Here is a 25,778-nt window from a genome sequence, read left to right as displayed (position 1 = left end):
GACCCGAGCAGTTGGCCGCTGAGGCCGGACCATGGCACATGAAAGATTTCGGTACTATACAATGTCCCGTTTATCCGGTTTTGAGCGAACAAGCTCAAGGTCCAGTGATGAAGGCGAAGAGGTCACACCCGTTCCCATCCCGAACACGGAAGTTAAGCTCTTCAGCGCCGATGGTAGTCGGGGGCTTCCCCCTGCAAGAGTAGGACGTCGCTGGGCACAAAGCCGTCTCCTGATGGAGGCGGTTTTTTTGTGCGGAAAAATGGAGCGCACCTAGAAACGTCGGGACGCATTCACCCGGTTTCCCATTCAATTCCCGCGAGTGTTAAGAAGCAACGCCACAACAATCTTACCCCCCTCTCTTCTGTTTAACACGCTCAATAATCGGAGATTCATATAGAAGGATAGGAGATTTTTTTGGGACGTTTCAGATCCGCCCGAAGGGGTTTCCTTTGCCAACGGACACGTTTCCGCGGTAAGTTTACAGTTAAATGAGAGGAGTGACGCGGATGGCAGCAACGATCTATGACTTTGAAGTAGAAAAGACGGACGGCACCAAACAGGCACTTTCCGACTACGAAGGACAAGTGGTCCTGATTGTGAATACGGCAAGCAAATGCGGCTTTGCGAATCAATTTGACGGCCTCCAGGCACTCTACGAGGAATTTCAAGATCAGGGCTTTGCGATTCTCGGTTTTCCGAGCGACCAGTTCATGAACCAGGAGTTTGAAGACATCGAGGAGACCATGGAGTTCTGCAGGAGAAACTATGGCGTATCGTTCCCGATGTATGCCAAAGTCGATGTGAAAGGAAACAAAGCCGATGCTCTCTTCAAGTACCTCACAAGTGAAACAAAAGGCCTCCTTGGAGGAGATATAAAATGGAATTTCACGAAATTCCTCATCGGCCGTGACGGGCGCCCGGCAGAGCGCTATGCCCCGCAGACGAAGCCGGAGAAAATACGAGATGACATAAAAAAACAACTAATCGAATAATGGGAATAATTTTACTTCCCAATCTTTCTTGACAGCCCAATTTCACGTTGATAACCTAACAATAATATTCAGCGATATGGGGGCATAAAACGACATGTGGGAGAACAAGTTTGCCAAAGAAGGCCTGACTTTTGATGATGTATTGCTTGTTCCGTCGGCATCGGAAGTATTGCCGAGGGAAGTGGATCTTTCTGTTCAGTTGACTGATAAAATCAGGCTCAGCCTCCCGATTATCAGTGCCGGCATGGATACGGTCACCGAAGCGAAGATGGCAATTTCCATGGCACGCCAGGGCGGCATCGGCATCATCCATAAGAATATGAGCATTGAGGAGCAGGCAGAGCAGGTCGTACAAGTCAAGCGCTCCGAGAATGGCGTCATTACAAATCCCTTTTACCTGACTCCAGAGCATCAGGTATTTGATGCGGAGCACCTTATGGGGAAATACCGGATTTCGGGTGTGCCGATCGTCAACAATGAAGACGAACTGAAACTGGTCGGAATCATCACGAACCGGGACATGCGATTTATCGAAGATTATTCCGGGATGATCAGTGACTTCATGACGAAGGAAAACCTGGTGACCGCCCCGGTCGGCACGACGCTGGCGGAAGCGGAAAAGATTCTTCAGCGGCACAAAATCGAGAAACTCCCGATTGTTGATGAAGAAGGGATCCTGAAAGGCCTTATCACCATCAAGGACATCGAAAAAGTCATCGAGTTCCCGAAAGCGGCGAAAGACACCCAGGGCCGCCTGCTTGTCGGCGCAGCAATTGGCGTCACCTCCGATACCATGCTTCGTCTTGAAAAGCTCGTCAAAGCCGAAGTTGACCTTATCGTCATCGATACGGCACACGGGCACTCCAAAGGGGTCATCGACACGGTCCGGAAAATCCGTGAAACTTACCCGGAACTCGATATCGTGGCGGGCAACGTGGCGACAGCAGAAGGCGCACGCGCCCTTTATGAAGCAGGGGCGGATGTCGTGAAGGTCGGTATCGGACCTGGGTCCATCTGCACGACCCGTGTGGTGGCAGGTGTCGGAGTCCCGCAGATCACAGCTGTCTATGACTGCGCGACAGAAGCACGCAAACATGGCAAGGCGATCATTGCGGACGGCGGCATCAAATACTCCGGAGATATCGTCAAGGCGCTGGCAGCCGGCGGCCATGTCGTCATGCTGGGCAGCCTTCTTGCCGGAACGACCGAAAGCCCGGGCGAAACGGAAATCTTCCAGGGCCGCCGCTTCAAGGTATACCGGGGAATGGGATCTGTCGGAGCAATGGAACAGGGTTCGAAAGACCGCTACTTCCAGGAAGACGTGAAGAAGCTTGTACCGGAAGGCATCGAAGGACGCCTGCCATACAAAGGGCCTCTTGCCGATACGATTCATCAGCTGGTCGGCGGCATCCGAGCCGGAATGGGCTATGCGGGCGCGAAGGATCTGGAGACGCTTCGCGAAGAGTCCCAGCTGATCCGCATGACAGGAGCCGGCCTACGCGAAAGCCACCCGCACGATGTCCAAATTACAAAAGAAGCACCTAACTACTCGTTGTAATCCAATACTCAGCCTTTTCGCCCTTTATTGAGCGGAAAGGCTTTTTTTTCGTGAACCGGCAAGCGGGGCAGTCTGTTCTATGTTAAAATAAAGCGGTTGAAATAAGATTTCGGAGGGACCACATTGAATCACATGTTTAAGAGAACACTCGCGATCCTCCTGGTCGTACCTGTTCTTATGATGACCATATTTTCTGCGCCCGGCTCTGTTTCCGCGGCTGATGATTTGGGATTGCGCGTAGATGCTGCCATCCTGGTTGATGCCGACACAGGACAGATTCTATACGGAAAAAATGAGGATGCCACGCTCGGTATTGCCAGTATGTCGAAGATGATGACGGAATACCTGCTGTTTGAGGCGATCGAGGAAGGCCGGATCACCTGGGATCAGAAATACACCGTTTCTGACTATGCCTATACCATTTCCCAGGACAGGCGCCTGAGCAACGTCCCGCTCCGTAATGGCGAGACGTACACCATCCAGGAGCTGTATGAGGCACTTGCCATCTACTCGGCGAACGGGGCCACCATCGGCATTGCGGAAACATTGGCAGGATCGGAAACCGAGTTTATCAAGCTGATGGACGAAAAAGCCGAAGAACTTGGACTGAAAGACTACAAGTTCGTCAACTCGACGGGCCTGAACAACTCCTATTTGCAGGGCATGCAACCGAAAGGCACGGGAGAAAATGATGAAAACGTCATGCCGGCAAAATCGGTGGCGCTTCTCGCCTATCATCTCCTGAAGGACTATCCGGAAGTTCTGGAGACGACAAGCATTCCGAAGAAGGTATTCCGGGAAGGAACAGCGGATGCCACCCAGATGGATAACTGGAACTTCATGCTGCCGGGTCTCGTGTATGAGTACGAAGGTGTGGACGGCCTGAAAACCGGAACGACCGACCTTGCCGGCCATGCATTCACCGGAACGGCAAAGCGCGGTGAAACACGCCTGATTGCCGTGGTCATGAAGGCGGTGGACGAAGACGGCAACGGTTCATACAAAGCCCGTTTCGATGCGGCCCGCACGTTGTTCGATTACGGTTTCAATCAGTTCGTGAAAGAAGAAATCCTCCCTGCGGACCACAAGTTCAAGGGGAACGAAACCCTTCCCGTGAGCAAGGGGAAGGAAAAAGAAGTGAAGATCGGCCTCAAGGAGCCGGTCACGATGCTCGTGAAGACCTCCGACAAAGACAAGTATACGGCGGAATTCGCAGCGGATGAATCGAAGTTGAAGGACGGTAAGCTTGAGGCGCCTGTCAAGGAAGGCTCGGTCGTCGGGACGGCGAATATTGTCCATGCCGACGGGCAGCCGGTCTACGGCAATGTGGATGGGACCCCTGCCTCGTCCGATGTCGTTACAAAGGAATCCGTCGGGAAAGCGGGCTGGTTCTCCCTTACACTCCAGGCAATCGGCGACTTTTTCTCCGGAGTCTGGGGCAAAGCTACGGGATGGGTAAAGGGTCTTTTCTGATTCTCATCCCACACGAAAAGACGGAACGGCCGAATCAGGCTGTTCCGTCTTTTTTGATGTTCCAGGATTCCATGAGAAGGGAAATGGCTTCCGGGATATCGGTTTCAGGAATGCTTCCAAAGCCGAGGACAATTTCCGGAAGTCCCTCTCCTTCCGTTTTGGTGATGGAGTAGGCAGCAGCGGAATGGACACGGATGCCGGCATCAGCAGCCAGCCGGACGAGCTCTGAGCCGCTCCTCCGGCTTTTGACGGTGAGGCGGAGATGCATGCCTGCCTGGCTTTCCTCGTGGCTTACGGAGCCGGCAAACCGTCCCAGGGCGGTTGTGAGGGCCACGTACTTGCGCCTGTACACTTTCCTCATCCGGTTCAGGTGACGCGAAAAAGAGCCGTCTGCCATGAAGCCAGCAAGCATCTGTTGGTCAAGCCGCGGAACGGTTGAGGAATAAAGGGAAAACAGGTCGTCGTAGCGCTTCAGGAGCGGCTCCGGCAGCACCATGTAGGCAACCCGGAGAGACGGCATGAGTGATTTTGAGAATGTGCTGAGGTAAAGGACACGTCCGTGCCGGTCCATTCCTTGGAGTGCGGGCACCGGAATGCCGCCATAGCGGAATTCGCTGTCATAGTCATCTTCTATAATAATTCGGCCAGGCTTAGCAGCAGCCCAGCTGAACAGGCGGCTTCTGCGTTTTGCAGACAGGACCGCGCCTGTCGGGAATTGGTGGGCCGGTGTCACATAGACGGCATCCGCGGCGGAGTCCTCCAGAACTCCGACATCGATTCCCTGGCCGTCCACGGGGATGGGCACGGTCATCCGGTCGTTTTGGCGGAACAGATGGTGTGTCAGCGGATAGCCGGGGTTTTCTACGGCATACACCGTAAACGGGCCAAGCAGCCGGATGATGAGCGGCATCAGCTGTTCAGTCCCCGAACCGATGATGATTTGTTCGGGTGTGCAGCGCACCCCGCGCGAGTGGTTCAGGTATGTCGCAATTTCCCGCCGGAGCTCGGGATCACCGTGCGGGTGGCCGAGCAGAAGAAACTCAGCCGATGCGGGATCGATTAGGTTTTTGGCTTGCCGCCTCCACTCATCAAACGGGAATGCCCCGGTGTCGATGCGTCCCGGAGAAAAATCATAGCGGTATCCTGCTTTTTCAGGAGGATGGGGAGTGGGGGCTTTCTGATCTTCGGCGGGCTGGGCATACGCCAGTTCACCGACGTCCTGCACGTAGAAGCCGCTTCTCGGCTTGGACGTGATATACCCTTCCGCCAGAAGCTGCTCGTAAGCGAGCTCGACCGTCGTGTTGCTGACTCCGAGGTGTTCTGCGAATTTCCGCTTGGAAGGCAGCTTTGCGCCGACGGTTAGAGAACCATCTAAAATCATGCGCCGGATCCCTTCATAGATTTGTACATAGATTGGTCCGTCGCCATCCCTCCGGATCGGGACTATTAGCATCATTATCACCCTTTTGTTAAATCTGACCTTATTAAATCAGGCTTAACTGGATATTTTAATATGGTCAAACCCTATTATACTTGAACTGAATAGACAGAACATAACAATAAGGGGAGACGATCAAGCATGCAATTCCAATACGGCGGCGTCATCATGGACGTCATCAATGCAGAACAGGCAAAAGTGGCAGAAGCGGCAGGAGCGGTGGCGGTCATGGCACTGGAGCGTGTGCCGTCCGACATCCGTGCGGCAGGCGGTGTTGCCCGCATGGCAGACCCGCGCATTATCGAAGAAGTCAAAAACGCAGTATCCATTCCCGTCATGGCCAAGGCAAGAATCGGCCACATCTCAGAGGCGCGGGTTCTCGAGGCACTGGGTGTCGATTATATTGACGAAAGCGAAGTGCTGACGCCGGCTGATGAAGAGTTCCATCTTCTGAAAAGCAGCTTCAACGTACCGTTTGTCTGTGGTGCGCGCGATCTTGGGGAAGCCGCACGGCGTCTTGGGGAAGGGGCGCAGATGCTTCGGACTAAAGGAGAACCGGGTACGGGCAATATCGTCGAGGCAGTCCGCCACTTGAGAAAGGTGAATGCCCAAGTCAACCGGATCATCCATATGAACGATGATGAACTGATGGTGGAAGCCCGGGATCTTGGCGCGCCATATGACGTGCTTCTCGCCATCCGGGAGAACAAGCGGCTGCCGGTGACAAACTACGCCGCTGGCGGAGTTGCGACTCCTGCAGATGCGGCACTTATGATGGAACTTGGCGCTGACGGTGTCTTTGTCGGCTCCGGCATTTTCAAGTCGGATAACCCTCAGAAGTTTGCCGAGGCCATCGTACAAGCGACACGGAACTACAAGGACTATGCGCTGATCGGGGAACTGTCAAAAGACATCGGAACCCCTATGAAAGGGCTTGAAATCGCAGCGCTTGCAGCCGGCGAACGGATGAGCGCGCGCGGTATCTGAATAGGATGGCACGGCCGGAACAGGTTTTTCCGGCCGTGTTTTTTTATAGGGATTCTCACCCTCCCCCAGAGGACAGTGAGGGAGGAAAGAGGAGGAAAGGAGGATTATGAGTGAAAGTTTCCTTATTACATTTCCATTTATTTCATAAATGAAATAGCGCTGGTAATATGAGAGAAAAGAGTTTTAAAACCTATTCAAATTATTCTGAATAACCATTATGATAGATCTCTACCGTACATACGGAGGTATCCAGATAGAAGGGGAGTGAATTGATAGTGAACAAACGAAAACTTGCAGGAATCGGGGCGGCGGCTCTCATGGCGCTGTCACTCACAGTCGGATCGGCATCCGCAAACAGTCACGGCATCAGTATTTCGAAAAATGAAGATCTGAACGTTCCGAATCTCGTCTCCGGGGAACTGACCAAGCCATCAGCAAAGCCGGCGGCATCGATTGTCTACGAGTACCTGAAGAAGGAAAAAGGGCTGTTCGGCTACAGCGGGGAAGCCGCGTCATCATTTGAAGTCATGTCCGAGGAAAAGGACGAGCTCGGCTACACCCACGTCCGTCTTCAGCAAAAGCATATGGGGACGCCGGTCTTCGGTTCTGTATTGACTGCACACGTGGACAAAAACGGCGTGCTGACTGCCGTTTCGGGAACAGCAGTGCCCAATCTGGATAAAAAGTCGACACTTGCCGGCAAGAACAAGGTGACGAAGGCGGACGCCTTTAAAATCGGCAAGGAAGCGGCCGAGAAAAAGCTCGGCGACAAGGTGGACAAGTTTGAAAAAGAAGAGCATCCTAAACTGGTCATCTATGCGCTGGACGGACAGCCGCGCTATGCCTACCAGATGCGGTTTGAAGTGCTTGACCCGGCTCCGGGGAATTTCCTCGTCTTTGTCGATGCCAAGACGGGAGAGATCATCCGGAACCTGAATGAAATGCACGAAGCAAAAGGCGGCACAGGTTCGCTCAGCGGTACGGTCGTTACCGGCTCCGGCACGGGCGTTCTGGGAGACTCAAAGACATTCAAGACGTTCAGCACAGCGGACGGTTACTATTTGTATGATGCCACGCGCGGCAAAGGCGTCTATACGTATGACGGCCGGAACCAGACGCGAATCCCGGGAACCCTCTGGCTGGACGCCGACAACCGTTTTGGAGCTTCCTACGACCGGGCAGCCGTCGATGCCCATACGTATGCCGCATGGACATACGACTACTTCCGCAATGTCCATAACCGAAACAGCTATGACAATGCGGGTGCTGAACTCGTGTCGACTGTCCACTACGGGCGCAGCTACAATAACGCCGGATGGACAGGTTCCCAGATGATCTACGGTGACGGGGACGGCTACAACTTCCGGGCATTCTCGGGTTCGCTTGACGTGGTCGCACACGAGCTGACGCATGCCGTCACCGACTTTTCCGCAGACCTGATCTACCAGAACGAGTCGGGGGCGATCAACGAGTCGATGTCGGACATTTTCGGCACCCTCACCGAGTACCACTTCAACAACAACCCCGACTGGCTGATGGGCGAGGACATCTACACGCCGGGCACGCCGGGTGACGCACTCCGTTCAATGGCGGATCCGACACTTGCCGGAGACCCGGACCACTATTCCAAGCGCTACATCGGCACGCAGGATAACGGCGGCGTTCACATCAACTCCGGGATCGGCAACAAGATGGCCTATCTCCTTGCCAACGGCGGCACGCACTACGGCGTGAAGGTCAACGGCATCGGCAACACCAAAGTAGGCAAAATCATGTATCGCACGCTTACGCAATACCTGACGCCCACTTCAAACTACAGCCACTTCCGCGCATCGGCCATACGCGCGGCAACCGATCTGTACGGTGCATCCAGCGCGGAAGTCGCTGCCGTCAAGCAGGCATTCAGCGCGGTCGGGGTCTACTGAGTCCGGCTTGCCATTTCCCCCTTTTTATAGTACAGTGAGGATAATTTCACACTCAAGACGATGAGGGGAAGCAGTAGCGGAAAACGCCTTTTGCAGAGAGCCGGCGGATGGTGCGAGCCGGCAGGGGTATCCGTGAATCCGTCCCTGAGCAGCCGGGCTGAAACAGGCAGTAGGCCCGGCCGGCGCATGGACCGTTATTCCATTGAGCGGGCCGCGATCTGCGGCCAATCAGGGTGGCAACGCGGGTGGCTCTCGTCCCTTTTTATAAGGGACGGGGGCTTTTTATATGCCCGGATTCTCTCTCATCGCCGGAAAAAGACTGGATAGGAGGCGGCCAACATGCTGGATATCAAGTATGTAAGGGCACATTACGAGGAAGTCAAAGAGAAACTATCAAAGCGTGGGGAGGACCTGGCTGATTTCGAGCGCTTCGGCGAACTCGATACGAAGCGCCGCGGGCTGATCACGCAGGTAGAAGAGTTGAAGGCGGAACGGAACGAATCGTCCCAGAAAATCGCCGAGATGAAGCGCAATAAGGAAAACGCTGACGAGGCGATCAAGAAAACACGCGAGCTGGGCGACCGGATCAAGGAACTGGACGCAGAACTGAATTCGGTCGAGGAAGACCTGAACTATATCATGATGCGTGTGCCGAACATCCCGCACGAAAGCGTGCCGGTCGGAGAAAGCGAAGACGACAACGTCGAAGTCCGCAAGTGGGGCGAACTGCCTGAATTCGGATTCGAAGCGAAACCTCACTGGGAAGTCGGCACGGATCTCGGTATCCTCGACTTTGAGCGTGCAGCAAAGACGACGGGCAGCCGGTTCGTGTTCTACAAGGGGGCAGGGGCAAAGCTGGAGCGCGCCCTTGCCGCATTCATGCTAGACCTTCATACGGAAGAGCACGGCTATGAGGAGATGCTCACGCCTTACATGGTCAACCGGGCAAGCCTGACCGGCACCGGGCAACTGCCAAAGTTCGAGGAGGATGCATTCCTGATTGAGGAGGAGGACTACTTCCTCATCCCGACTGCCGAAGTTCCGGTGACGAATTTCCACCGTGACGAAATCCTGAGCGGGGCCGACCTGCCGCTTTCCTATGCCGCCTACAGCGCATGTTTCCGGTCTGAAGCGGGCTCTGCAGGCCGCGATACCCGCGGGCTCATCCGGATGCACCAGTTCAACAAGGTGGAGCTCGTCCACTTTGCCAAGCCGGAAGATTCCTATGAGACACTTGAGAAGCTGACGGGCCACGCGGAGAAGGTGCTGCAGCTTCTCGGACTGCCGTACCGTGTGCTGAAGATGTGCACCGCGGATCTTGGCTTCACCGCCGCGAAAAAGTACGATATCGAAGTGTGGATTCCGACACAGGGCGTCTACCGTGAAATCTCGTCCTGCTCGAACTTCGAGGACTTCCAGGCCCGCCGTGCGAATATCCGCTTCCGCCGTGAACAAGGCGCAAAACCGGAGTTCGTCCACACACTCAACGGCAGCGGTCTTGCCATCGGCCGCACCGTCGCCGCCATACTCGAGAACTACCAGCAGGAAGACGGTTCGGTGATCATTCCTGAAGCACTCCGTCCTTACATGGGCGGAAAAGAGAAAATCGAAGCCAAATAAACAGCAATCCCCGCAGCCTCTTAAAAGGCTGCGGGGATTTTTTGTCTGTTCTGCTCAGAAAAATAGCTAATATAAAGGTTGATTGAGGCTAATGTTAGGATGACATTGACCGGGAAACCGGATTTTGAGAGGGAATGGATTTTTTGGAGCCATCTGTTATTCACCTCTCCAATTCCTTTTCTCTTTTTACTTGCTTCTCGGCTTTCCGGCGTTCTCGGATGCCTCGGAAAAAGTCAGTGAGGAGGGCGCCGCATTCTTTGCCGAGCACCCCTTCGGTGACATCACATCTGTGATTAAAGCGCGGATCATCGAGCAGGCGATAGAGCGAGTCGACACAGCCGGCTTTCGGGTCGCGCGCGCCGTAGACCACCCGGGGGATGCGGGACTGCAAGATGGCGCCCGCGCACATCGGGCATGGCTCGAGGGTGACATAAAGCACAGTATCTTCAAGGCGCCAGCTGCCGGTTTTCCTGCATGCCTCGGTGATCGCCGCAAGTTCTGCGTGGGCGGTCGCTTCCTGGTCCTGCTCGCGCAGATTATGCGAGGCGGCAATCACTTCGCCATCCCGGACGATCACTGCGCCGATCGGAACCTCGCCGATCGCTTCGGCTTTTTTTGCTTCCAGAATGGCAAGTTCCATGAACCGAAGGTCCTGTCCAGACTCCTCGGCGCCATTCACTAACGGTTCGTTCCTGTCCATTCCGGAACCTCCTGAACAACTGAATTTCCCTTAGTGTATCACGCTTTTCCGTTTGGCTGCATATGATGGACCGGACTGCCCAAGGAGGGGAAACCAATGATACATGTTGTCAGTCAGGGGGATAGCCTTTATACAATCGCCAGGCAGTACGGCGTTCCGGCGGAGGACATCGCTGCAGCCAACGAACTTCCGGATCCCGATGTCCTCGTTGTCGGCCAGGCGCTGGTCATCCCGCAGACGCCGCCGGTAGATCGGCCGGAAATCACGGTGAACGGCTATGCAGAATGGTACACACAAACACCCCCGGCTTCTCTGATAGAAGAAATCCGGAAGCGGGAAGGGCTCCTAACCTATGTCATGCCGACAGGCTACGAGGTCCGGCGGAACGGCTCACTCATAAAGTTTAACTGGGGAGAAGTCGGAGAGGCGGCGGAAGCCGCTGGGGCAAAGACGGCGATCGTCGTCATGAACCTCGAGGAAGGCGCATTCAGCCGCGAAATTGCGGAAGCAATCTTTGCAAGCGAGGCCGCGCAGGACCGGCTGATCGGTGAAATCAATGCACTTGCCCGGGAAAAGGGTGCAAAAGACGTCCATATCGATTTTGAATACCTCGGGCGGGAAAACAGGGACGCGTACACGGCTTTTCTCCGGAAACTGAAGGACCGGCTGGATCCGGGCCTGACGCTTTCGGTCGCCCTTGCACCAAAGACGAGTGCTGACCAGCCGGGTGTCTGGTATGAAGGACATGACTACGCGGCGATCGGATCTATTGCAGATTTCGTTGTCATCATGACTTATGAATGGGGCTACAGCGGGGGCCCTCCGATGGCTGTGTCGCCGATCGGTCCTGTCCGGGATGTGCTGGAATTTGCGCTGACCGTCATCCCGGCAAAGAAAATCCTGATGGGACAGAATCTGTACGGGTACGATTGGACTCTGCCGTATAAGCCAGGGAACCCGCCGGCACAGGGCTTGAGCCCGCAGGCTGCCTTAGTGCGGGCCAGGGAACGAAATGCAGCCATCCAGTATGATGAAACATCGCAGGCCCCATTTTTCAATTACTGGCGGGATGGCAAGGAGCATGTCGTCTGGTTCGAGGATGCCCGCTCCATCAAAGCAAAATTCGACCTGATCAAGGAATTGGGCCTCAGGGGCATCTCCTATTGGCATCTGTCATTCCCGTTTCCGCAAAATTGGCGTCTGCTCGACGAAATGTTCCACGTGAAACAACTGTGAGCCGGCTTCCATCTTCTGACGGAGATGGCCCCGGTTTTTTTCGTATGCCCGCCTTACCGCCTATGATAAAATGAAGTGTCAATTCAAGAAAGGGAGGGAATCCGGATGCATGTTCCGTTTATCGCGGTCGAAGGTCCGATCGGTGTCGGCAAGACATCGCTCGCCGGCGAAATCGCGGAAACGCACCGATTCCGGCTGCTAAAGGAAATCGTGGATGAAAATCCATTCCTCAATAAATTTTATGAAGACATCGATGAATGGAGCTTCCAGACGGAGATGTTCTTCTTGTGCAACCGGTATAAACAGCTGAGCGACGTAAAAAAGGTGCTGGAAGAACGCAGGCCCGTGGTTGCGGATTACCATATTTTCAAGAACCTCATTTTTGCAGGAAGGACGCTGAAACCCGGCGAGTATGCGAAATACGAGCAGATCTACCGTATTCTGACGGCGGACATGCCGATGCCGAATATCATCGTCTACCTCCACGCGGGGCTGGACACACTGATGAAGCGTATTGCCATGCGCGGCAGGGAATTCGAGAAAAACATGGGCCCGGAATATATGAAGCAGCTTGCTGCGGATTATGAAGGGTTCATTGACCGGTTCGAGGCGGCACATCCGGAAATTCCGGTGCTGCGATTTAGTGGAGACCAGTATGACTTTGTCCATAATGCGGAAGACCGGAAGTACATATTGAATCAGATTGACCAGGTGATTGGAAAGGGAGTCGCAGAATGAACCTCAGAGAAAAATACAATATCCCGAAGCATGCCGTCATCACGGTGGCCGGGACGGTCGGCGTCGGAAAGTCGACGATGACACGCGCACTTGCGAATGCGCTGGATTTCCGGACCTCCTATGAGAAAGTGGATTCCAATCCCTATCTCGAACGGTTCTATAACGACTTCGAGAAATGGGCCTTCCATCTCCAGGTATATTTTCTCGCGGAGCGATTCAAGGAGCAGAAGCGGATGTTCGAATACGGCGGCGGGTTTGTCCAGGACCGGTCAATCTATGAGGACACCGGCATCTTCGCCCGTATGCACTACGAGAAGGGAACGATGGATCCTGTTGATTACGGCACGTATACTGAGCTGTTTGAAGCAATGGTCATGACGCCGTACTTTCCTCACCCGGACATGCTGATTTATCTGGAAGGATCCTTCGATCATATTCTCGAGCGGATCAAAGTGAGGGGACGCCCAATGGAACAGGCGACCCCGGTGTCCTATTGGGAGGAAATGTACGAGCGGTATACCCGATGGATTGACTCGTTCAGCGCCTGCCCGGTCCTCCGCCTCGATATCAAAGACTATGACCTTCTGAAGGATCCGGACGCGACCGAAGATATCGTGGAACGCATAGCCTTCTTTATGAAACAAGCCAACCTGTTGGAGAAATAACAGAAAGCACCGCCCATGCCGGTTATCCGGAAGGGCGGTGCTTTTTGCTGGCCGCTTCAAAAGGTATGGGCGTGCGCGGGGACGAAGAATTCGTTGTATACCGCACGGAGCGCCTTTTTCTCGTCTTCTTTTTTCACGCCGAAGACGATCGAGACTTCCGATGATCCCTGGTTGATCATTTCGATGTTCGTACCGGAGCCTGCAAGCGCCATAGCGGCACGTGCGGCAAGTCCCTTGGAATAACGCATGGTCTCGCCGACAAGCACAATCATCGAGTAGTCGGAGTTGATGTGGGCGTCATCCACTTTCAGTTCCTCAAAGCAACGTCGCAGGATGCGTTCTTCCTTTTCGGGCGTCAGGAATTTGTTCCGGATGATAACGGACATGTTGTCGATTCCGGTCGGGGTATGCTCAAAAGAAATTTGCTCCTCTTCCAGGATGCCGAGCAGGCGGCGGCCAAAGCCCATCTCCCGATTCATCAGATACTTGTCTACATACAACGTGCTGAATCCGCTGTCCGCCGCGATGCCGATGACCGGCTGGGTTTTGCACTCTCGTTCTTTCACGATCAGCGTCCCCGGGGCTGCAGGGTTGTTTGTGTTTTTGATGTTGACGGGCACGGAATGGGTAAATGCCGGCATCAGTGACTCATCATGCAGGACAGTGAATCCGTTGTATGCAAGTTCCCGCATTTCCCGGTAGGTCATTTTGCCGATCAATGCCGGATTGTTGACGACATTCGGGTTGGCAGCAAAAACGCCGTCCACGTCGGTGAAGTTCTCATACATATCCGCACCTGTCGAAGCCGCAAGAATCGCACCTGTGATATCGGAACCTCCGCGGCCGAATGTGCAGAGCACGCCGTCTTTCGTATAGCCGAAAAAGCCCGGGAAGACGATGACGCGGGATTCATCCTTGAGTTTCGAAAGCCGGGCATAGCATTCCGGGTCGGCCATGCCGTCTCCGGCAGGCCCCTCCACGATGAGGCCGGCTTCCATCGGCGACATGTAGACCGCTTCGATGCCGATCTGTGTCAGGTACGCTGCGACGAGCCGGGCGTTGTTATCCTCGCCCGCGGCCTTCATCAGATCCATGAATCGGCCAGCATGCGGCCGGTCCGCATTGAGCCTTGCCATCAGGTCTTCCTCGACCGTCGAGATGAAATCTCCGCCAAGGCCGAGTCCTTCCGCGATCAGACGGAAGCGGCCGACCACTTCGGCAAGAAGCGGTCCGGTGTCTTTATTGTCCAGAGCAGCGTCAGCCAGGCGGATCAGCATGTCGGTCACTTTGCGATCTTCCGGATAGCGCTTCCCGGGAGCCGAGACGACGACGATACGCCGGGTTCGGTCGGATGAGATGATGCCGGCTACTTTCATAATCTGCTCCGCCGACGCGACCGAAGTACCACCAAATTTGCAAACTTTCATCTCATCAGACCCCATCTCTTTGAATTTCATTTCATAACAGAATGAATTGTTTTAAAATATAGTATGCAGGGGTTGTTTCTGTCAACCTCCGGGACTATAATGTCCTTATGCAATGAACAGATGTTTTTTCATAGTGTACATTCAACCGGAGGTGGCGTCAACATGGAAACCAACAACAAATCTGCGAAGCGCTGGAAGGGTCTGATCGAGGAATACCGGGAGTGGCTGCCGGTTACGGAAGACACGCCTTCCCTCACCTTGCAGGAAGGGAACACGCCGCTGATCCGGCTGGATAATCTTTCCCGGGAATGGGACATCGACCTGTATGTGAAGACAGAGGGAGCCAATCCGACAGGCTCGTTCAAGGACCGCGGAATGGTCATGGCTGTTGCAAAAGCGAAGGAAGAGGGCAAATCGGCCCTGATCTGTGCGTCGACAGGCAATACGTCGGCTTCCGCCGCGGCGTACGGGGCTCGTGCAGGCATGCGTACGGTGGTTGTCATCCCGGAAGGCAAGATCGCACTTGGAAAATTGGCGCAGGCAAAGATGTACGGAGCGGAAATTCTTGAAATCGAAGGGAACTTTGACGAAGCGCTCCGCATGGTCCGGGAAACGGGCGGCGAGGACATCGCAGTCGTGAACTCGGTCAACCCGTATCGTCTGGAAGGCCAGAAAACAATCGCATTTGAGGCAATCGAGCAGCTTGGCAAGGTGCCGGATGTATTCGCGCTCCCGGTCGGCAATGCGGGGAACATCTCAGCCGCATGGAAAGGGTTCAAGGAATATGCCGAGAAGCGGGGCATGGACCGTCCGCAATTGCTCGGCGTCCAGGCAGCTGGCGCAGCACCGATCGTAAACGGATCGCCGGTCGAGCAGCCTGAAACAATTGCCACCGCCATCCGCATTGGGAACCCGGCCAGCTGGCAGCTCGCGGAGGCGGCGCTTGCGGAATCGAACGGCAACATTCTTGCCGTGACGGATGACGAGATTCTCGAAGCCTATAAGCTGATTGCATACCAAGAAGGGGTGTTTGCTGAGCCGGCATCGTGCGCGACAATCGCCGGAATCAAAAAGCAGCTGGAATCCGGAGGGCTGAAGCGGGGAGCGACGGTTGTAGGTGTCCTGACAGGCAATGGTCTGAAGGATCCGGACACTGCAATTTTGGCCAACGAGGACAGCAAGCCGATCACACAGGAAGAGTTCGAGACCTTCATCAGCGGCATCAAGGCGGAGGCACGCTGATGGGCCGGCCGACGCTCGCCATCCGGGTGCCGGCCACGACGGCTAACCTGGGGCCTGGATTTGACTGCGCGGCACTTGCGCTCACCCTTTACATGGAAGTGGAAGCGGAAAAAGCCGATGCATGGGAAGTGGTCTATGAAGGGGAAGAATATGCGGGTCTTGCCGGCGGGGAGGAAAACCTGATCGTCCGCACGATGCAGGAAACGGCCCGGAAGTGCGGGGCGGAGGCGCCGCCTTGCCGGCTTTCCGTTCATTCGGACATCCCGCTCGGCAAAGGGCTCGGTAGCAGTGCAACCGCTGTTGCCGCCGGAATAGAGGCGGCTGACCACCTGTACGGGCTCGGGCTGTCAGTGGAGGAAAAAGCGAGGATCGGCAGCGGCATTGAAGGCCATGCCGACAATGTCGTTGCGGCGATCATGGGGGGAGCGGTCTTTTCCCATTACATGGACGGTGAACTGGAAACGGTCCATATCCCGCATCCGCATGTCGGAGCGGTGATTCTCGTTCCGGACCGTCCGCTCGCGACGGAAGAATCGCGAGGCCTTCTCCCGGACACCCTCCGGCATGCAGACGCGGTATGCGGCAGCGCGGCAACCGGCGTGATGGCGGCGGCAATCGCCGTCGGTGACTGGAAGCGTGCCGGCCGCATGATGGAGCGGGACGTGTTCCATGAGCCGTACCGGACCCGACTGTTCCCTGATTTTGATCAGATCCGCCATTTTGCCAAGAAGGCCGGTGCATACGGTACGGCAGTAAGCGGAGCGGGCCCGTCGGTTCTCGTCCTGACGGAGCCTGATTCCGAAAGATCGATTGCACAGCGGCTTGCCGGTGAATTCCCGGCATACCGCCCGCTTGCGGTGAAAGCTTCATCCGCCGGTGCTGCAACGGTCACCGTGTAAAAACGAACGGAGGGCCCGGAATGCTGCTATACTTTTGATCATCCGCTCTTTTAACCGGAAATAAGAAGGGAGCGGAACAGATTGGAAATGGAATACAGGACAGATACGGATGGCATCACTGCCGGTATGCTGGAGGGCTTTTTCGCGGGATGGCCGGACCCGCCGTCGGAGGAGACCCACCTGAGGCTGCTCCGGAACAGCAGTCACAAGGTGGTGGCTGTTGACCGGAAAGCCGGCCGGGCCGTCGGGTTCATCACCGCAGTGAGTGATGGTGTCCTGTCGGCTTATATTCCGCTTTTGGAAGTGCTGCCCGAGTACCAGGGGATCGGCATCGGCCGGGAACTCGTGCGCAGGATGACCGGCGAATTAAACCATCTCTATATGATTGACGTCTGTTGTGATGATGACGTCGTGCCGTTTTATGAGCGGTTCGGCATGCACCGCACAAATGGGATGATTGTGCGGAACTATAGCAGGCAGTCAGGCAAAGTAATGGAATAGGAAAAAGGAGCAGGCCCTTGATCGGGACCTGCTCCTTTTAGGATTCCGCAGGAACGGTTTTCGTGCGGATTTTGAGTTTCTCGGTCGAGCGGGCAGGTCCGATGACACGGTCCGCCAGCCTGCGGCAGTTTTCATTGTCGAAGTACTGGAAATACTCTCCGGACTTCGGGTAATACGGATTCGTGTTGTCGCCGGCAGTGATGCGGTCGATCAGCCCGGTCACTTCCATCAGACTTTTCGCTTTGTAGCCGTATAGTTCACGATCAAGATCAAGATAAGTGCCGCGATGCTGTTCCATCTCTTCCTGGTCAAACATATAGAAGATGATCGGCTTGTTCTGATAAAGGAAATCCCATGACACGCTTGTGTAGTCGGTCAGGAGCATGTCCGCACGGATGACCTCTTCTTTAATGGATACTTCGTCAAACGAATAAAAACGGATCTGCTCCGATCCCGGGAACCCTTTGAAAAATCGTTCGAAGCGTTTCATGAAGGGGTGAAGCGCGACCTTCACATTCAGGCGCCGGTCACGGACCAGCCGGAGAAACGCCGGATCGTTCAGCAGTCCGGTCGTTCGCCTGAAGTACTCGCTTTCCATGAAAGAGGTGTCTGACAGGCCGAACAGCCACTCCCGCCAAGTCATCATGACAAGGAGGTTTTTCACTTCTGGTGCCGGGCTGTCCGGCTTGAGGCGGTCGAACCGGGCCATGCCGGTCGTGATCAATTTTTCTTCAGGCACCCCCCAGCCGTATTGTTTGATGCGCTTTTCATAAGGAGAGGCGCAGTTAAAGTAGTTGGTGCGCCTGAGTAGCGGCCTGTCTTCCGGGAGGATCAGGATTTTCTTGAACCCTTCGATTCCGTGGCTGATATGGGTGATGACGGTCTTTTTATTCAGATGGACATACCGGTCAATACCGGGCGCAATATCGTAGAGGAGGGAATGCCCGTGGAAGGTATAGGCAGCCCGGAAAAACAGTAGGTAATTTTGGAAGGTGCCAAGGGGAACGGCATTCGGAATACCTTCATTCCGGACATAATCGGTTGAAGGATCATACATCCAGTAAACGTCCAGGTCCGGACGTTCACGGATCAGATAGTCATGGAAAACCGAGGCGTTATCTTCATATTTTTCACCCAGATTCCCTCCGACCAAAACAATGTCCCGCTCCGGACGGGGCAGAATGGCCGCAAGGGCACGGGCTGCCGCCACCTTTGCCGCGACTTCTGCCGGCCGGTACCACTTCTCCTGTTTCAACCCCATAACATCACGCCTTTCTCTCTTTTTCTCTTAATATTATCTTAATATTACCCGGTTCTCTCCTTTTCTATTTACATTAACTTAACATTACCTAATTTAATTGAAATGTACCAGAAAATGTTTGGTGATCACTAAAGAAGGGTAAAGTTATCTACTACTCTGCGTTTTCAGAGGGGAGATAAGCAGGAAAGGGGTTGTCCAACTGGTTATGTGCAAAAAAGTATTATTTATTTCAGACCACGGAGATCCTTTGGCGAAACTGGGAGGAAAGCAGTCGGGCGGCCAGAACAACTATGTCCGCCAGCTTGCGGAGGCGCTTGCCAAACGCGGTTTGTGCGTCGATGTCGCCACGCACTGGAACGATCCGGATACACCGCAAATCGAGCGGTTCGGCGACGGCTGCCGGGTGATCCGGATTGCAGCGGGACGAAAAGCGTTTGTACCGAAGTCCGACATGCTGAACCTTCTCCCCGCCTTCTATAAAGAGATGAAAACCACCTTGGACCTGGGCGGCTATGACGTCGTCCATACCCACTACTGGCTTTCCGGCCTGCTTGGCCTCATGATCCGGAATGATTACGGCACACGGATCGTCCACACTTCCCATTCCCTCGGAATCGCCAAAGCCAAGGCGACCGGCACGGTGGAGGAGGAGAGGCTAAGGGCAGAAAAAGAAATCCTGGGGAGGGTGGACCGGGTCATTGCCACAACGCCGACCGAAAAAGACATCATTCTGGACTTTGCCGGGATGCGCTCAAGCGTGTCAGTGGTTTCGATAGGAGTCGACCGGTCATTTGAGCGCGCATTTACAGCTGCGGACAAAGGAGAATCCCCCCTGTTCGTCTATGCCGGCCGATTCGAGCAGACAAAAGGTATCCTGACACTTCTGCGCGCATTCCGGATTTTTCTCCGCCATGGAAAGGATGCGAGGCTGATTCTTGCCGGTGGCGCGGAGGAGGACATCGATCCGAAAAGCGGTCTGCCGCTGAAGGCTCGGCTCCGATCGGCAGTGGCCGGGATGGAAGATCGGGTGATTTTCCTCGGCCCGCTCAGCCAAGTTGAACTTGCGGATCTGTTCTGCCGCGCAACGGCTGTGATTGTTCCTTCCTATTATGAATCGTTCGGCATGGTGGCCGCGGAGGCCCAGGCTTGCGGGACGCCGGTGATCGCCTCCGAAGTCGGCGGGCTTCAGGACGTCGTGCAGGATGGCAGGACCGGCCTTCTCGTCTCAGCCAAAAACCCGGCGGAATTGTCACGGGGACTTAGGCGCATCGCCGGAGATCCCAAATTTGCCGAACGTCTTGGCAGGCAGGCGCTGAAGCGCGCAAGAAAAGTATTTAACTGGCCGGCGATTGCGGCTGATATCCATGAAATCTATGAGGTGTTGTACCGTGCAGAAGATCCGGTATTTGTTGGCGACTGATCTGGACGGCACGTTCGTCGGTGACGAGGCGGGCCTCCGCGAACTGCTTGATTACTATGATTCACTGCCGGAGCGTGTCGCGCTTGCCTATGTGACAGGGCGCCACCGGGTATCCGCAATGGACCTGATCCGCGGGGAGGGGCTTCCGGTTCCGGATATCCTCGTTACCGATGTCGGCACATCCGTCTTTGCCGGGCAGGCGCTTGCGGAAGACCTTGGGTGGAAGCACCGGATGTCGGAAAACTGGAATCCTCAGGCTGTGCTGCGGATTGCGGAGGGAATTCCCGGTATCCGTCTGCAGGATCTGCCGGACACTAGGCGGGTCTCTTTCGATGCTGACGGCGGGGAACCCGCTGAAAAACTGAGGAGTGCTCTTTCCGCGGAAAGCATCCCCCATACGTTCGTTTTCAGTTCCGGCCGCGATGTCGATATTCTGCCCGAGGGCGGCGGGAAGGGTGAAGCACTCCGCTACGTGATCGGCAAGTTCGCGGAAGAAAGGGCCCGTGTCCTGGTCGCCGGTGATTCCGGCAATGATCTGGACATGCTCATGCTCGGCTATCCGTCTGTGATCGTCTCCAACGCACGGCCGGAACTGTTGGAAGCAGAGGATCATGAAACCCTGTTCCGGGCTTCCCGCCCATGTGCGGGCGGAATCCTCGAAGCCTGGATGCACTTTCATGGGAACACGGCGGATATAAGCGGATGACTGATGGCCTTCCGGGAATTCAGGCAAGGGAACGGTATGCTTCGCTCATCAGGAAGCATCTCACCATTGGAGCCGATCTGGCCAAGGCCGGGGAATTGGACACCTTTCCCTCACCAAGCTGGGGGTCATCTGCATGATCGACAGGAACTTTGAGCTGGAAGTCGAAGTCTATGACCAGAAAGAGACAGCCGCCCTGCGAATGTCCGATAGGATCCCGGATGCAATTCTCCGGCAGTTCGTCCTGTAAGGTGGACCGGAAAAATGAAAAAGCCGCCGGCATCGGGTGCCGGCGGCTTCATTTGTAGGTTTGTTTAGGTTCTTTTAAATTTTCAATCATGCATTGGGAGAAAAAAATTGCTGCAGATGCAACGGATTTTTTCTATCTCAACTTTATGCGCGTGTTTGTGAAATGGCGGAGGAGGAGGGATTCGAACCCCCGCGCGGTGTTACCCGCCTCTCGGTTTTCAAGACCGACCCCTTCAGCCAGACTTGGGTACTCCTCCATGTCACGGGAATAATTTATCATGATGCGCCCCCCGGTGTCAACGGGGATGAAAGGTTTGGGTTGATTTTTTCCTTCGCAGGCCGTATAATAAATCTCGCCGTGCTAGGTGGGAAGGTAGCGGTGTCCTGTAACCCGCAATCCGCTCCAGCGGGACTGAATTCCTTTCCGAGGCCGTTTGTCATGCAAGGCCTGCCTTCTGCACGTAGTGAAGACGTTTGGGTCCTGCGCAATGGGGCCCCACGAACCATGTCAGGTCCGGAAGGAAGCAGCATTAAGTGGGTACCCCCATGTGCCGCGGGGCAGCCTAAACCGAGCCAACGACAGGAGTAACGCTTGTGTGCATCGGTCGAAGAAAGGTGCACGGCATTTTCATAGACATGTAATCGGCCCGTCCGGATGAGGACGGGCCTTTTGTGTGCCCTGAACCCCTCCTGCCTGCAGGAAGGAAAACTCCGCGCCGCAGCCGGAAGAAGATAGGCGCGCGAGGGGCACCTGTATGGTATAATCAACATATGAAATTGTGTCCGGGAAGGAGGGGAGTTGCACATGTACCAGGCGTTCTACAGGGCCTACAGGCCGCAGACATTCGGAGAGATGAGCGGACAGCAGCACGTCAGGCGGACGCTGCAGAATGCCCTCCTCCAGGACAAGACGACCCACGCCTACCTGTTTTCGGGACCCCGCGGAACCGGGAAGACCAGTACGGCGAAAATCTTTGCAAAGGCGTTGAACTGCGTACAGGCGCCGACGGACGAACCGTGCAATGAATGCGACTCCTGCCGCGGGATCACAGACGGTTCGGACACGGATGTCATCGAGTTCGATGCCGCCTCCAACTCCCGCGTCGAAGAGATCAGGGAGATTATAGAGAAAGTCCGTTTCGCCCCATCAAACTCAAGGTTTAAAGTGTATATTATCGACGAGGTGCACATGCTCTCGAACAGTGCATTTAACGCCCTCCTTAAAACGCTGGAGGAGCCGCCGGCACACGTCGTCTTCATTTTGGCGACGACCGAGCCGCACAAGCTTCCTCCGACCATCATTTCGCGGTGCCAGCGCTTTGACTTCAAGCCTCTGTCGCGCACGGACCTGAAGGATCGGATGGAACAGGTGCTGGAGGACAGCGGCATCCGGTACGAGGAGCCGGCGCTGAAGGTCATCGCCCAGGCTGCCGCGGGCGGCATGCGTGACGCGCTCAGTATGCTCGATCAGGCCGTGTCGTTCGGCGGCGAAGATGTCACCGCGGACGATGCGGTCATGGTCACCGGGTCGGTCGGCGAGGAACTGTTCAAGAAAATTGCCGAGGCCCTTTCCGGCAAGGACGCCGCGGGTGCGCTATCACTATTGGAGCGGCTCGTTTCCGAAGGGAAAGATGTGGTGCGGCTTACGGAAGACCTCATCACATTCTTCCGGGACCTTCTGGTCATGAAGGCGGCTCCGGGAATGCCGGATCTTCTCGAAATCATTTCGGATCCGGACGGGTTCATGCCGCTTTCGGAGTCGCTGCCGGAAGGCCGGCTGTATGCGTTTATCAGCATCCTGTCCGAAACCCAGCAGGAGATGCGCTTCTCGAACCATGCGAAAGTATACCTTGAAGCAGCTTTCCTCCGGATGATCCAGGCGGACGGGACACCCGTATCCGCCGCTGCGCCCGTTTCCGCAGGAAGCGGGGAAGGAGTGGAGGATCTGCAGCGCCAGGTCAGCCGTCTCGAGCAGATGGTATCTGATCTGACGCGCCGGATTCAACAGGGTGTTCCGCCAGCCGCCGAAGGTCCGGTCCCGGAAAGGCGGCGCCCTGCACCAAAGTCGAAAAACGGTTTCCAGGTGCAGGAAGGCCGTATCCGCGATGTTCTGGCAAATGCCACAAAAGAGGATATCCGGTCGATCAAGTCAAACTGGGCCTCAATTCTGAATGATATGCAGAAATCTCAGGCTGCCCTTCTGAATGATGCCGAGCCGGTAGCGGCGTCGGACAAGGCGTTTGTGTTAAAATTCAAATACGCCATCCATTGCGGCATGGCCGCAAGCAATCCTGAGTTTTTGGCGTCGCTTTCCCAAGGGCTGTCCGCCCGGGCCGGCAGCGCCTATGATCCTGTGTTTGTTCCGGAAGAAGACTGGCTCAGGATCCGTGAATCGTTTATCCGCGAAAACGGACTCCAGAAGCCGTCCTCCGGAGAAAGCAAAGCGGGACCGCTTCACCCGGACGAGGAAGCTGCCCAAGAGGCGCTCTCGTTCCTGGAGGAGGCGGGGGCTCCGGTGCAGGATCCGCTGGTCGGGGAAGCCGAAAAACTGTTCGGCAAAGAAGCTGTCAATGTATATGATGACTGACCAATACTTAATGATTGAGGAGGAAAACAGATGCGTGGCATGGGCAATATGCAAGGCATGATGAAACAGATGCAAAAGATGCAGAAACAGATGGCGGAAGCACAGGAAGAACTCGGCGAAAAGCGCCTTGAGGGCACAGCCGGCGGCGGCATGGTCAAAGTGGTCGTTTCCGGCCATAAGGAAGTGCTGGAAGTGGCGGTCGATCCGTCTGTTGCAGATCCGGAAGACGTGGAGATGCTGCAGGACCTGATTGTCATCGCGACCAACGATGCACTGAAACAGGCCGATGAACTGACCAACTCGACAATGGGCCAGTTCACGAAGGGCCTCAATCTCCCGGGGATGTTCTGAGATTTCCGTCGAGCGGACGGGCCGGCACGCGATAAGCGGCGGCCCGTCTCTTATATTTCATGAGAGGATGGAACCGGAATGCATTATCCTGAACCGATTTCCAAGCTGATCGACAGCTTTATGAAGCTACCGGGGATCGGGCCCAAGACGGCCGCCCGGCTCGCTTTTCATGTATTGGATATGAAAGAAGACACGGTGCTCGAGTTTTCAAAGGCGCTTGTCGATGCGAAGCGCGATCTGACGTTCTGTTCCGTCTGCGGGCATATCACGGACACGGATCCGTGCCGGATCTGTAAAGATGAATCCCGAAACCGTTCGATGCTCTGTGTGGTCCAGGAGCCGAAGGATGTCATTGCCATGGAGAAGATGCGCGACTTCAACGGCCTGTACCACGTCCTCCACGGTGCGATTTCTCCGATGGACGGCGTCGGGCCGGAAGACATCAATATTCCGGACTTGCTGAAGCGCCTCCAGGATGACACCATTCAGGAAGTGATTCTTGCGACCAACCCGACGATTGAAGGGGAAGCGACGGCCATGTACATTTCCCGGCTGATCAAGCCGTCCGGCATCCGGACGACTCGGATTGCACACGGGCTTCCCGTCGGCGGCGATCTCGAATACGCGGATGAAGTTACGCTGTCCAAGGCGCTTGAGGGCCGCAGGGAACTCTGACATCAAGGAAAGAAGGAGTGGCTCCCGATGTTCGGCCGGAGAAATAAACTGAAGCGCGAGTATGATGAACGCCTGATCCGGCTTCTCAAAGAAACGCATGAGGAATGGATGCAGGCAAAGGAGATTGAGCGCCAGGCTTCGCGCTTTGATGAGGAAGGTCTTGCCCGTACGCAGCGGCTGATGGCAGAAGCCCGGCATTTCTATCTATATAAAGAGGCGAGAAGGAGGAACATCTCCCTCAAGAAATAACGGCCGGCGTCTGCCGCCGTTATTTTTTTGAATAGAAAGCGTCCTGGCGGCATACAGTGGATACGGAGTGAAAAACGGAAAAAGGATGCGATCGGTTTGAAACTCGCCATCGGCATTGCGGCCGGACTGTTCCTCCTCCTCGTCCTGGTCCGCAACAAGCGGATCCTTTACACAGCCGCAGAAAAACTGTCTGTTTTCTGGTTCCGGCTTGCTGCAGCTTTCCTGGTCCTGTTTCTTTTGAACGTCGGACTGGGGCTCCTTGGTTTTTTTGTGCCGGTGAATCTGATGTCGGGACTCATGATCGCCATATTGGGCGTTCCCGGCGTTGCGTCGGTCTGCGCGCTCTCCGTCCTTTTATAGGAGGAAGAGCGAAATTGCAGACCGGCGCTTGACTTTTATCCGCAACCGACGTATATTAGGGAGGTCGCTTTTTTCGGGGGACAAATGAAAATTGAAAGTTGATTATTTCTTGTTGACACCCGAAAATAGACGTGTTATTATAATTAAGCTGTCGCAAAGAGATGCACCGCGGCGAGCACGATGAACCTTGAAAACTGAACAGCAAAACGCTGATGAAATGAGTTCCCGATCCCCGACGCCGTCGGGCGAGAACGGAACAAATGATATCGGACATATCACTTGATATGCCAGCTTTAAAGTATGAGCTTACTCATACTCTCTTATGGAGAGTTTGATCCTGGCTCAGGACGAACGCTGGCGGCGTGCCTAATACATGCAAGTCGAGCGGATGACGGGGAGCTTGCTCCCCTGATTCAGCGGCGGACGGGTGAGTAACACGTGGGCAACCTGCCTGTAAGATCGGGATAACTCCGGGAAACCGGGGCTAATACCGGATGGTTCCTTCCTCCGCATGGAGGAAGG

General features: G+C 55.2%; 23 protein-coding genes, 1 tRNA gene, 2 rRNA genes, 1 other RNA gene and 1 other annotated feature. Of the genes, 22 read left to right on the top strand and 5 right to left on the bottom strand.

What is annotated here, in order from left to right; translation table 11 throughout:
- Positions 1-100 precede the first annotated feature (100 nt).
- The 4 genes from rrf to BLT01_RS14180 all read left to right on the top strand — a co-directional run bounded on the left by rrf (position 101) and on the right by BLT01_RS14180 (position 4,023).
- Positions 101-216 (top strand): 5S ribosomal RNA (gene rrf, locus BLT01_RS14195).
- A gap of 290 nt (positions 217-506) precedes the next feature.
- Entirely contained in the window at positions 507-992 is a 486-nt protein-coding gene (locus tag BLT01_RS14190; RefSeq protein ID WP_092098862.1) for a glutathione peroxidase, read from the top strand.
- A gap of 94 nt (positions 993-1,086) precedes the next feature.
- Positions 1,087-2,550: an IMP dehydrogenase gene (gene guaB, locus BLT01_RS14185; protein WP_092098860.1), complete on the top strand. Its 1,464-nt coding sequence runs from the start codon at positions 1,087-1,089 to the stop codon at positions 2,548-2,550.
- A 123-nt stretch (positions 2,551-2,673) separates the two neighbouring features.
- Positions 2,674-4,023, top strand: a complete 1,350-nt coding sequence (locus BLT01_RS14180) for a serine hydrolase (protein WP_092098858.1) — start codon at positions 2,674-2,676, stop codon at positions 4,021-4,023.
- A 34-nt stretch (positions 4,024-4,057) separates the two neighbouring features.
- Here the strand turns inward: BLT01_RS14180 and pdxR are convergent, their stop codons facing one another.
- The gene (gene pdxR / locus BLT01_RS14175) at positions 4,058-5,476 is read right to left on the bottom strand and encodes a MocR-like pyridoxine biosynthesis transcription factor PdxR (protein WP_092098870.1); all 1,419 of its coding nucleotides are present in this window, start codon (positions 5,474-5,476) and stop codon (positions 4,058-4,060) included.
- 126 nt (positions 5,477-5,602) lie between these two features.
- On the opposite strand from pdxR, the gene pdxS reads away from it, so the two are divergent.
- The 3 genes from pdxS to serS all read left to right on the top strand — a co-directional run bounded on the left by pdxS (position 5,603) and on the right by serS (position 9,993).
- Positions 5,603-6,448 (top strand): pyridoxal 5'-phosphate synthase lyase subunit PdxS, encoded by an 846-nt coding sequence (gene pdxS / locus BLT01_RS14170; protein WP_092098856.1) that lies wholly within the window; start codon positions 5,603-5,605, stop codon positions 6,446-6,448.
- Positions 6,449-6,723: 275 nt separating this feature from the next.
- Positions 6,724-8,373: a M4 family metallopeptidase gene (locus BLT01_RS14165; protein WP_092098868.1), complete on the top strand. Its 1,650-nt coding sequence runs from the start codon at positions 6,724-6,726 to the stop codon at positions 8,371-8,373.
- A 51-nt stretch (positions 8,374-8,424) separates the two neighbouring features.
- Positions 8,425-8,636: a binding site (T-box leader), on the top strand.
- 76 nt (positions 8,637-8,712) lie between these two features.
- A complete protein-coding gene (gene serS / locus BLT01_RS14160) occupies positions 8,713-9,993 on the top strand; it encodes a serine--tRNA ligase (protein ID WP_092098854.1) in 1,281 nt (426 codons plus the stop codon).
- Positions 9,994-10,153: 160 nt separating this feature from the next.
- Here serS and tadA read toward each other — a convergent pair whose 3' ends face one another.
- Entirely contained in the window at positions 10,154-10,693 is a 540-nt protein-coding gene (gene tadA, locus BLT01_RS14155; RefSeq protein WP_092098852.1) for a tRNA adenosine(34) deaminase TadA, read from the bottom strand.
- 96 nt (positions 10,694-10,789) lie between these two features.
- On the opposite strand from tadA, the gene BLT01_RS14150 reads away from it, so the two are divergent.
- The 3 genes from BLT01_RS14150 (at position 10,790) to BLT01_RS14140 (ending at position 13,332) form a co-directional block, all read left to right on the top strand.
- Positions 10,790-11,929, top strand: coding sequence for a glycosyl hydrolase family 18 protein (locus BLT01_RS14150; RefSeq protein ID WP_092098850.1), 1,140 nt, complete (start codon positions 10,790-10,792; stop codon positions 11,927-11,929).
- Positions 11,930-12,034: 105 nt separating this feature from the next.
- Positions 12,035-12,667 (top strand): deoxynucleoside kinase, encoded by a 633-nt coding sequence (locus BLT01_RS14145; RefSeq protein WP_092098848.1) that lies wholly within the window; start codon positions 12,035-12,037, stop codon positions 12,665-12,667.
- The gene (locus BLT01_RS14140; RefSeq protein WP_092098846.1) at positions 12,664-13,332 is read left to right on the top strand and encodes a deoxynucleoside kinase; all 669 of its coding nucleotides are present in this window, start codon (positions 12,664-12,666) and stop codon (positions 13,330-13,332) included. The genes BLT01_RS14145 and BLT01_RS14140 overlap by 4 nt, the downstream gene beginning before the upstream one ends.
- A gap of 56 nt (positions 13,333-13,388) precedes the next feature.
- Here the strand turns inward: BLT01_RS14140 and BLT01_RS14135 are convergent, their stop codons facing one another.
- Positions 13,389-14,759, bottom strand: a complete 1,371-nt coding sequence (locus BLT01_RS14135; RefSeq protein WP_092098844.1) for an aspartate kinase — start codon at positions 14,757-14,759, stop codon at positions 13,389-13,391.
- 162 nt (positions 14,760-14,921) lie between these two features.
- Here BLT01_RS14135 and thrC point away from each other — a divergent pair, with 162 nt between their 5' ends.
- The 3 genes from thrC to BLT01_RS14120 all read left to right on the top strand — a co-directional run bounded on the left by thrC (position 14,922) and on the right by BLT01_RS14120 (position 17,401).
- A complete protein-coding gene (gene thrC / locus BLT01_RS14130) occupies positions 14,922-16,001 on the top strand; it encodes a threonine synthase (RefSeq protein ID WP_092098842.1) in 1,080 nt (359 codons plus the stop codon).
- Positions 16,001-16,900 (top strand): homoserine kinase, encoded by a 900-nt coding sequence (gene thrB, locus BLT01_RS14125; RefSeq protein ID WP_092098840.1) that lies wholly within the window; start codon positions 16,001-16,003, stop codon positions 16,898-16,900. The genes thrC and thrB overlap by 1 nt, the downstream gene beginning before the upstream one ends.
- Positions 16,901-16,987: 87 nt before the next feature.
- Positions 16,988-17,401 carry a GNAT family N-acetyltransferase gene (locus tag BLT01_RS14120; RefSeq protein WP_092098866.1) on the top strand — a complete coding sequence of 138 codons (414 nt, stop codon included), beginning with the start codon at positions 16,988-16,990 and terminating at the stop codon, positions 17,399-17,401.
- Positions 17,402-17,438: 37 nt separating this feature from the next.
- Here BLT01_RS14120 and BLT01_RS14115 read toward each other — a convergent pair whose 3' ends face one another.
- Positions 17,439-18,662 (bottom strand): CDP-glycerol glycerophosphotransferase family protein, encoded by a 1,224-nt coding sequence (locus BLT01_RS14115; protein ID WP_092098838.1) that lies wholly within the window; start codon positions 18,660-18,662, stop codon positions 17,439-17,441.
- A gap of 247 nt (positions 18,663-18,909) precedes the next feature.
- Between BLT01_RS14115 and BLT01_RS14110 the strand changes: the two genes are divergently transcribed.
- Positions 18,910-20,082, top strand: coding sequence for a glycosyltransferase (locus BLT01_RS14110; protein ID WP_245696946.1), 1,173 nt, complete (start codon positions 18,910-18,912; stop codon positions 20,080-20,082).
- Entirely contained in the window at positions 20,051-20,788 is a 738-nt protein-coding gene (locus BLT01_RS14105) for an HAD-IIB family hydrolase (RefSeq protein WP_092098836.1), read from the top strand. Before BLT01_RS14110 ends, BLT01_RS14105 begins: the two co-directional genes overlap by 32 nt.
- 410 nt (positions 20,789-21,198) lie before the next feature.
- Here the strand turns inward: BLT01_RS14105 and BLT01_RS14100 are convergent.
- Positions 21,199-21,291, bottom strand: a tRNA-Ser gene (locus BLT01_RS14100).
- A 99-nt stretch (positions 21,292-21,390) separates the two neighbouring features.
- Here BLT01_RS14100 and ffs point away from each other — a divergent pair.
- The 7 genes from ffs to BLT01_RS14065 form a co-directional block, all read left to right on the top strand.
- An RNA gene (gene ffs / locus BLT01_RS14095) (signal recognition particle sRNA large type) lies at positions 21,391-21,657 on the top strand.
- Between the two features lie 182 nt (positions 21,658-21,839).
- On the top strand, positions 21,840-23,621 hold the full coding sequence (dnaX, locus tag BLT01_RS14090; protein WP_092098834.1) for a DNA polymerase III subunit gamma/tau: 1,782 nt from the start codon (positions 21,840-21,842) through the stop codon (positions 23,619-23,621).
- Positions 23,622-23,651: 30 nt separating this feature from the next.
- A complete protein-coding gene (locus BLT01_RS14085) occupies positions 23,652-23,972 on the top strand; it encodes a YbaB/EbfC family nucleoid-associated protein (protein ID WP_063179021.1) in 321 nt (106 codons plus the stop codon).
- 78 nt (positions 23,973-24,050) lie between these two features.
- Positions 24,051-24,647 carry a recombination mediator RecR gene (gene recR / locus BLT01_RS14080; RefSeq protein ID WP_092098832.1) on the top strand — a complete coding sequence of 199 codons (597 nt, stop codon included), beginning with the start codon at positions 24,051-24,053 and terminating at the stop codon, positions 24,645-24,647.
- A 27-nt stretch (positions 24,648-24,674) separates the two neighbouring features.
- Complete coding sequence (locus BLT01_RS14075; RefSeq protein ID WP_092098830.1) at positions 24,675-24,896, top strand: YaaL family protein; 222 nt, start codon at positions 24,675-24,677, stop codon at positions 24,894-24,896.
- Positions 24,897-24,992: 96 nt separating this feature from the next.
- Complete coding sequence (locus tag BLT01_RS14070) at positions 24,993-25,256, top strand: pro-sigmaK processing inhibitor BofA family protein (RefSeq protein WP_092098828.1); 264 nt, start codon at positions 24,993-24,995, stop codon at positions 25,254-25,256.
- A gap of 319 nt (positions 25,257-25,575) precedes the next feature.
- Positions 25,576-25,778 (top strand): 16S ribosomal RNA (locus BLT01_RS14065); the annotation flags it as partial.

Origin of the sequence: Bhargavaea beijingensis (assembly GCF_900101985.1) — a bacterium.
GTDB lineage: Bacteria > Bacillota > Bacilli > Bacillales_A > Planococcaceae > Bhargavaea > Bhargavaea beijingensis.
Note: the sequence above shows the minus strand (reverse complement) of the source record. Positions and strands in the feature narration are given on the sequence as shown.

Excerpts from the sequence above, each read along its gene's own strand:
- serS (WP_092098854.1), top strand. The coding sequence starts at position 8,713 with ATGCTGGATATCAAGTATGTAAGGGCACATTACGAGGAAGTCAAAGAG.
- dnaX (WP_092098834.1), top strand. The coding sequence starts at position 21,840 with ATGTACCAGGCGTTCTACAGGGCCTACAGGCCGCAGACATTCGGAGAG.
- BLT01_RS14135 (WP_092098844.1), bottom strand. The coding sequence starts at position 14,759 with ATGAAAGTTTGCAAATTTGGTGGTACTTCGGTCGCGTCGGCGGAGCAG.
- thrB (WP_092098840.1), top strand. The coding sequence starts at position 16,001 with ATGGGCCGGCCGACGCTCGCCATCCGGGTGCCGGCCACGACGGCTAAC.
- BLT01_RS14085 (WP_063179021.1), top strand. The coding sequence starts at position 23,652 with ATGCGTGGCATGGGCAATATGCAAGGCATGATGAAACAGATGCAAAAG.
- tadA (WP_092098852.1), bottom strand. The coding sequence starts at position 10,693 with ATGGACAGGAACGAACCGTTAGTGAATGGCGCCGAGGAGTCTGGACAG.
- BLT01_RS14190 (WP_092098862.1), top strand. The coding sequence starts at position 507 with ATGGCAGCAACGATCTATGACTTTGAAGTAGAAAAGACGGACGGCACC.
- BLT01_RS14140 (WP_092098846.1), top strand. The coding sequence starts at position 12,664 with ATGAACCTCAGAGAAAAATACAATATCCCGAAGCATGCCGTCATCACG.
- BLT01_RS14115 (WP_092098838.1), bottom strand. The coding sequence starts at position 18,662 with ATGGGGTTGAAACAGGAGAAGTGGTACCGGCCGGCAGAAGTCGCGGCA.
- recR (WP_092098832.1), top strand. The coding sequence starts at position 24,051 with ATGCATTATCCTGAACCGATTTCCAAGCTGATCGACAGCTTTATGAAG.
- pdxS (WP_092098856.1), top strand. The coding sequence starts at position 5,603 with ATGCAATTCCAATACGGCGGCGTCATCATGGACGTCATCAATGCAGAA.
- thrC (WP_092098842.1), top strand. The coding sequence starts at position 14,922 with ATGGAAACCAACAACAAATCTGCGAAGCGCTGGAAGGGTCTGATCGAG.
- guaB (WP_092098860.1), top strand. The coding sequence starts at position 1,087 with ATGTGGGAGAACAAGTTTGCCAAAGAAGGCCTGACTTTTGATGATGTA.
- BLT01_RS14150 (WP_092098850.1), top strand. The coding sequence starts at position 10,790 with ATGATACATGTTGTCAGTCAGGGGGATAGCCTTTATACAATCGCCAGG.
- BLT01_RS14120 (WP_092098866.1), top strand. The coding sequence starts at position 16,988 with ATGGAATACAGGACAGATACGGATGGCATCACTGCCGGTATGCTGGAG.
- pdxR (WP_092098870.1), bottom strand. The coding sequence starts at position 5,476 with ATGCTAATAGTCCCGATCCGGAGGGATGGCGACGGACCAATCTATGTA.
- BLT01_RS14145 (WP_092098848.1), top strand. The coding sequence starts at position 12,035 with ATGCATGTTCCGTTTATCGCGGTCGAAGGTCCGATCGGTGTCGGCAAG.
- BLT01_RS14075 (WP_092098830.1), top strand. The coding sequence starts at position 24,675 with ATGTTCGGCCGGAGAAATAAACTGAAGCGCGAGTATGATGAACGCCTG.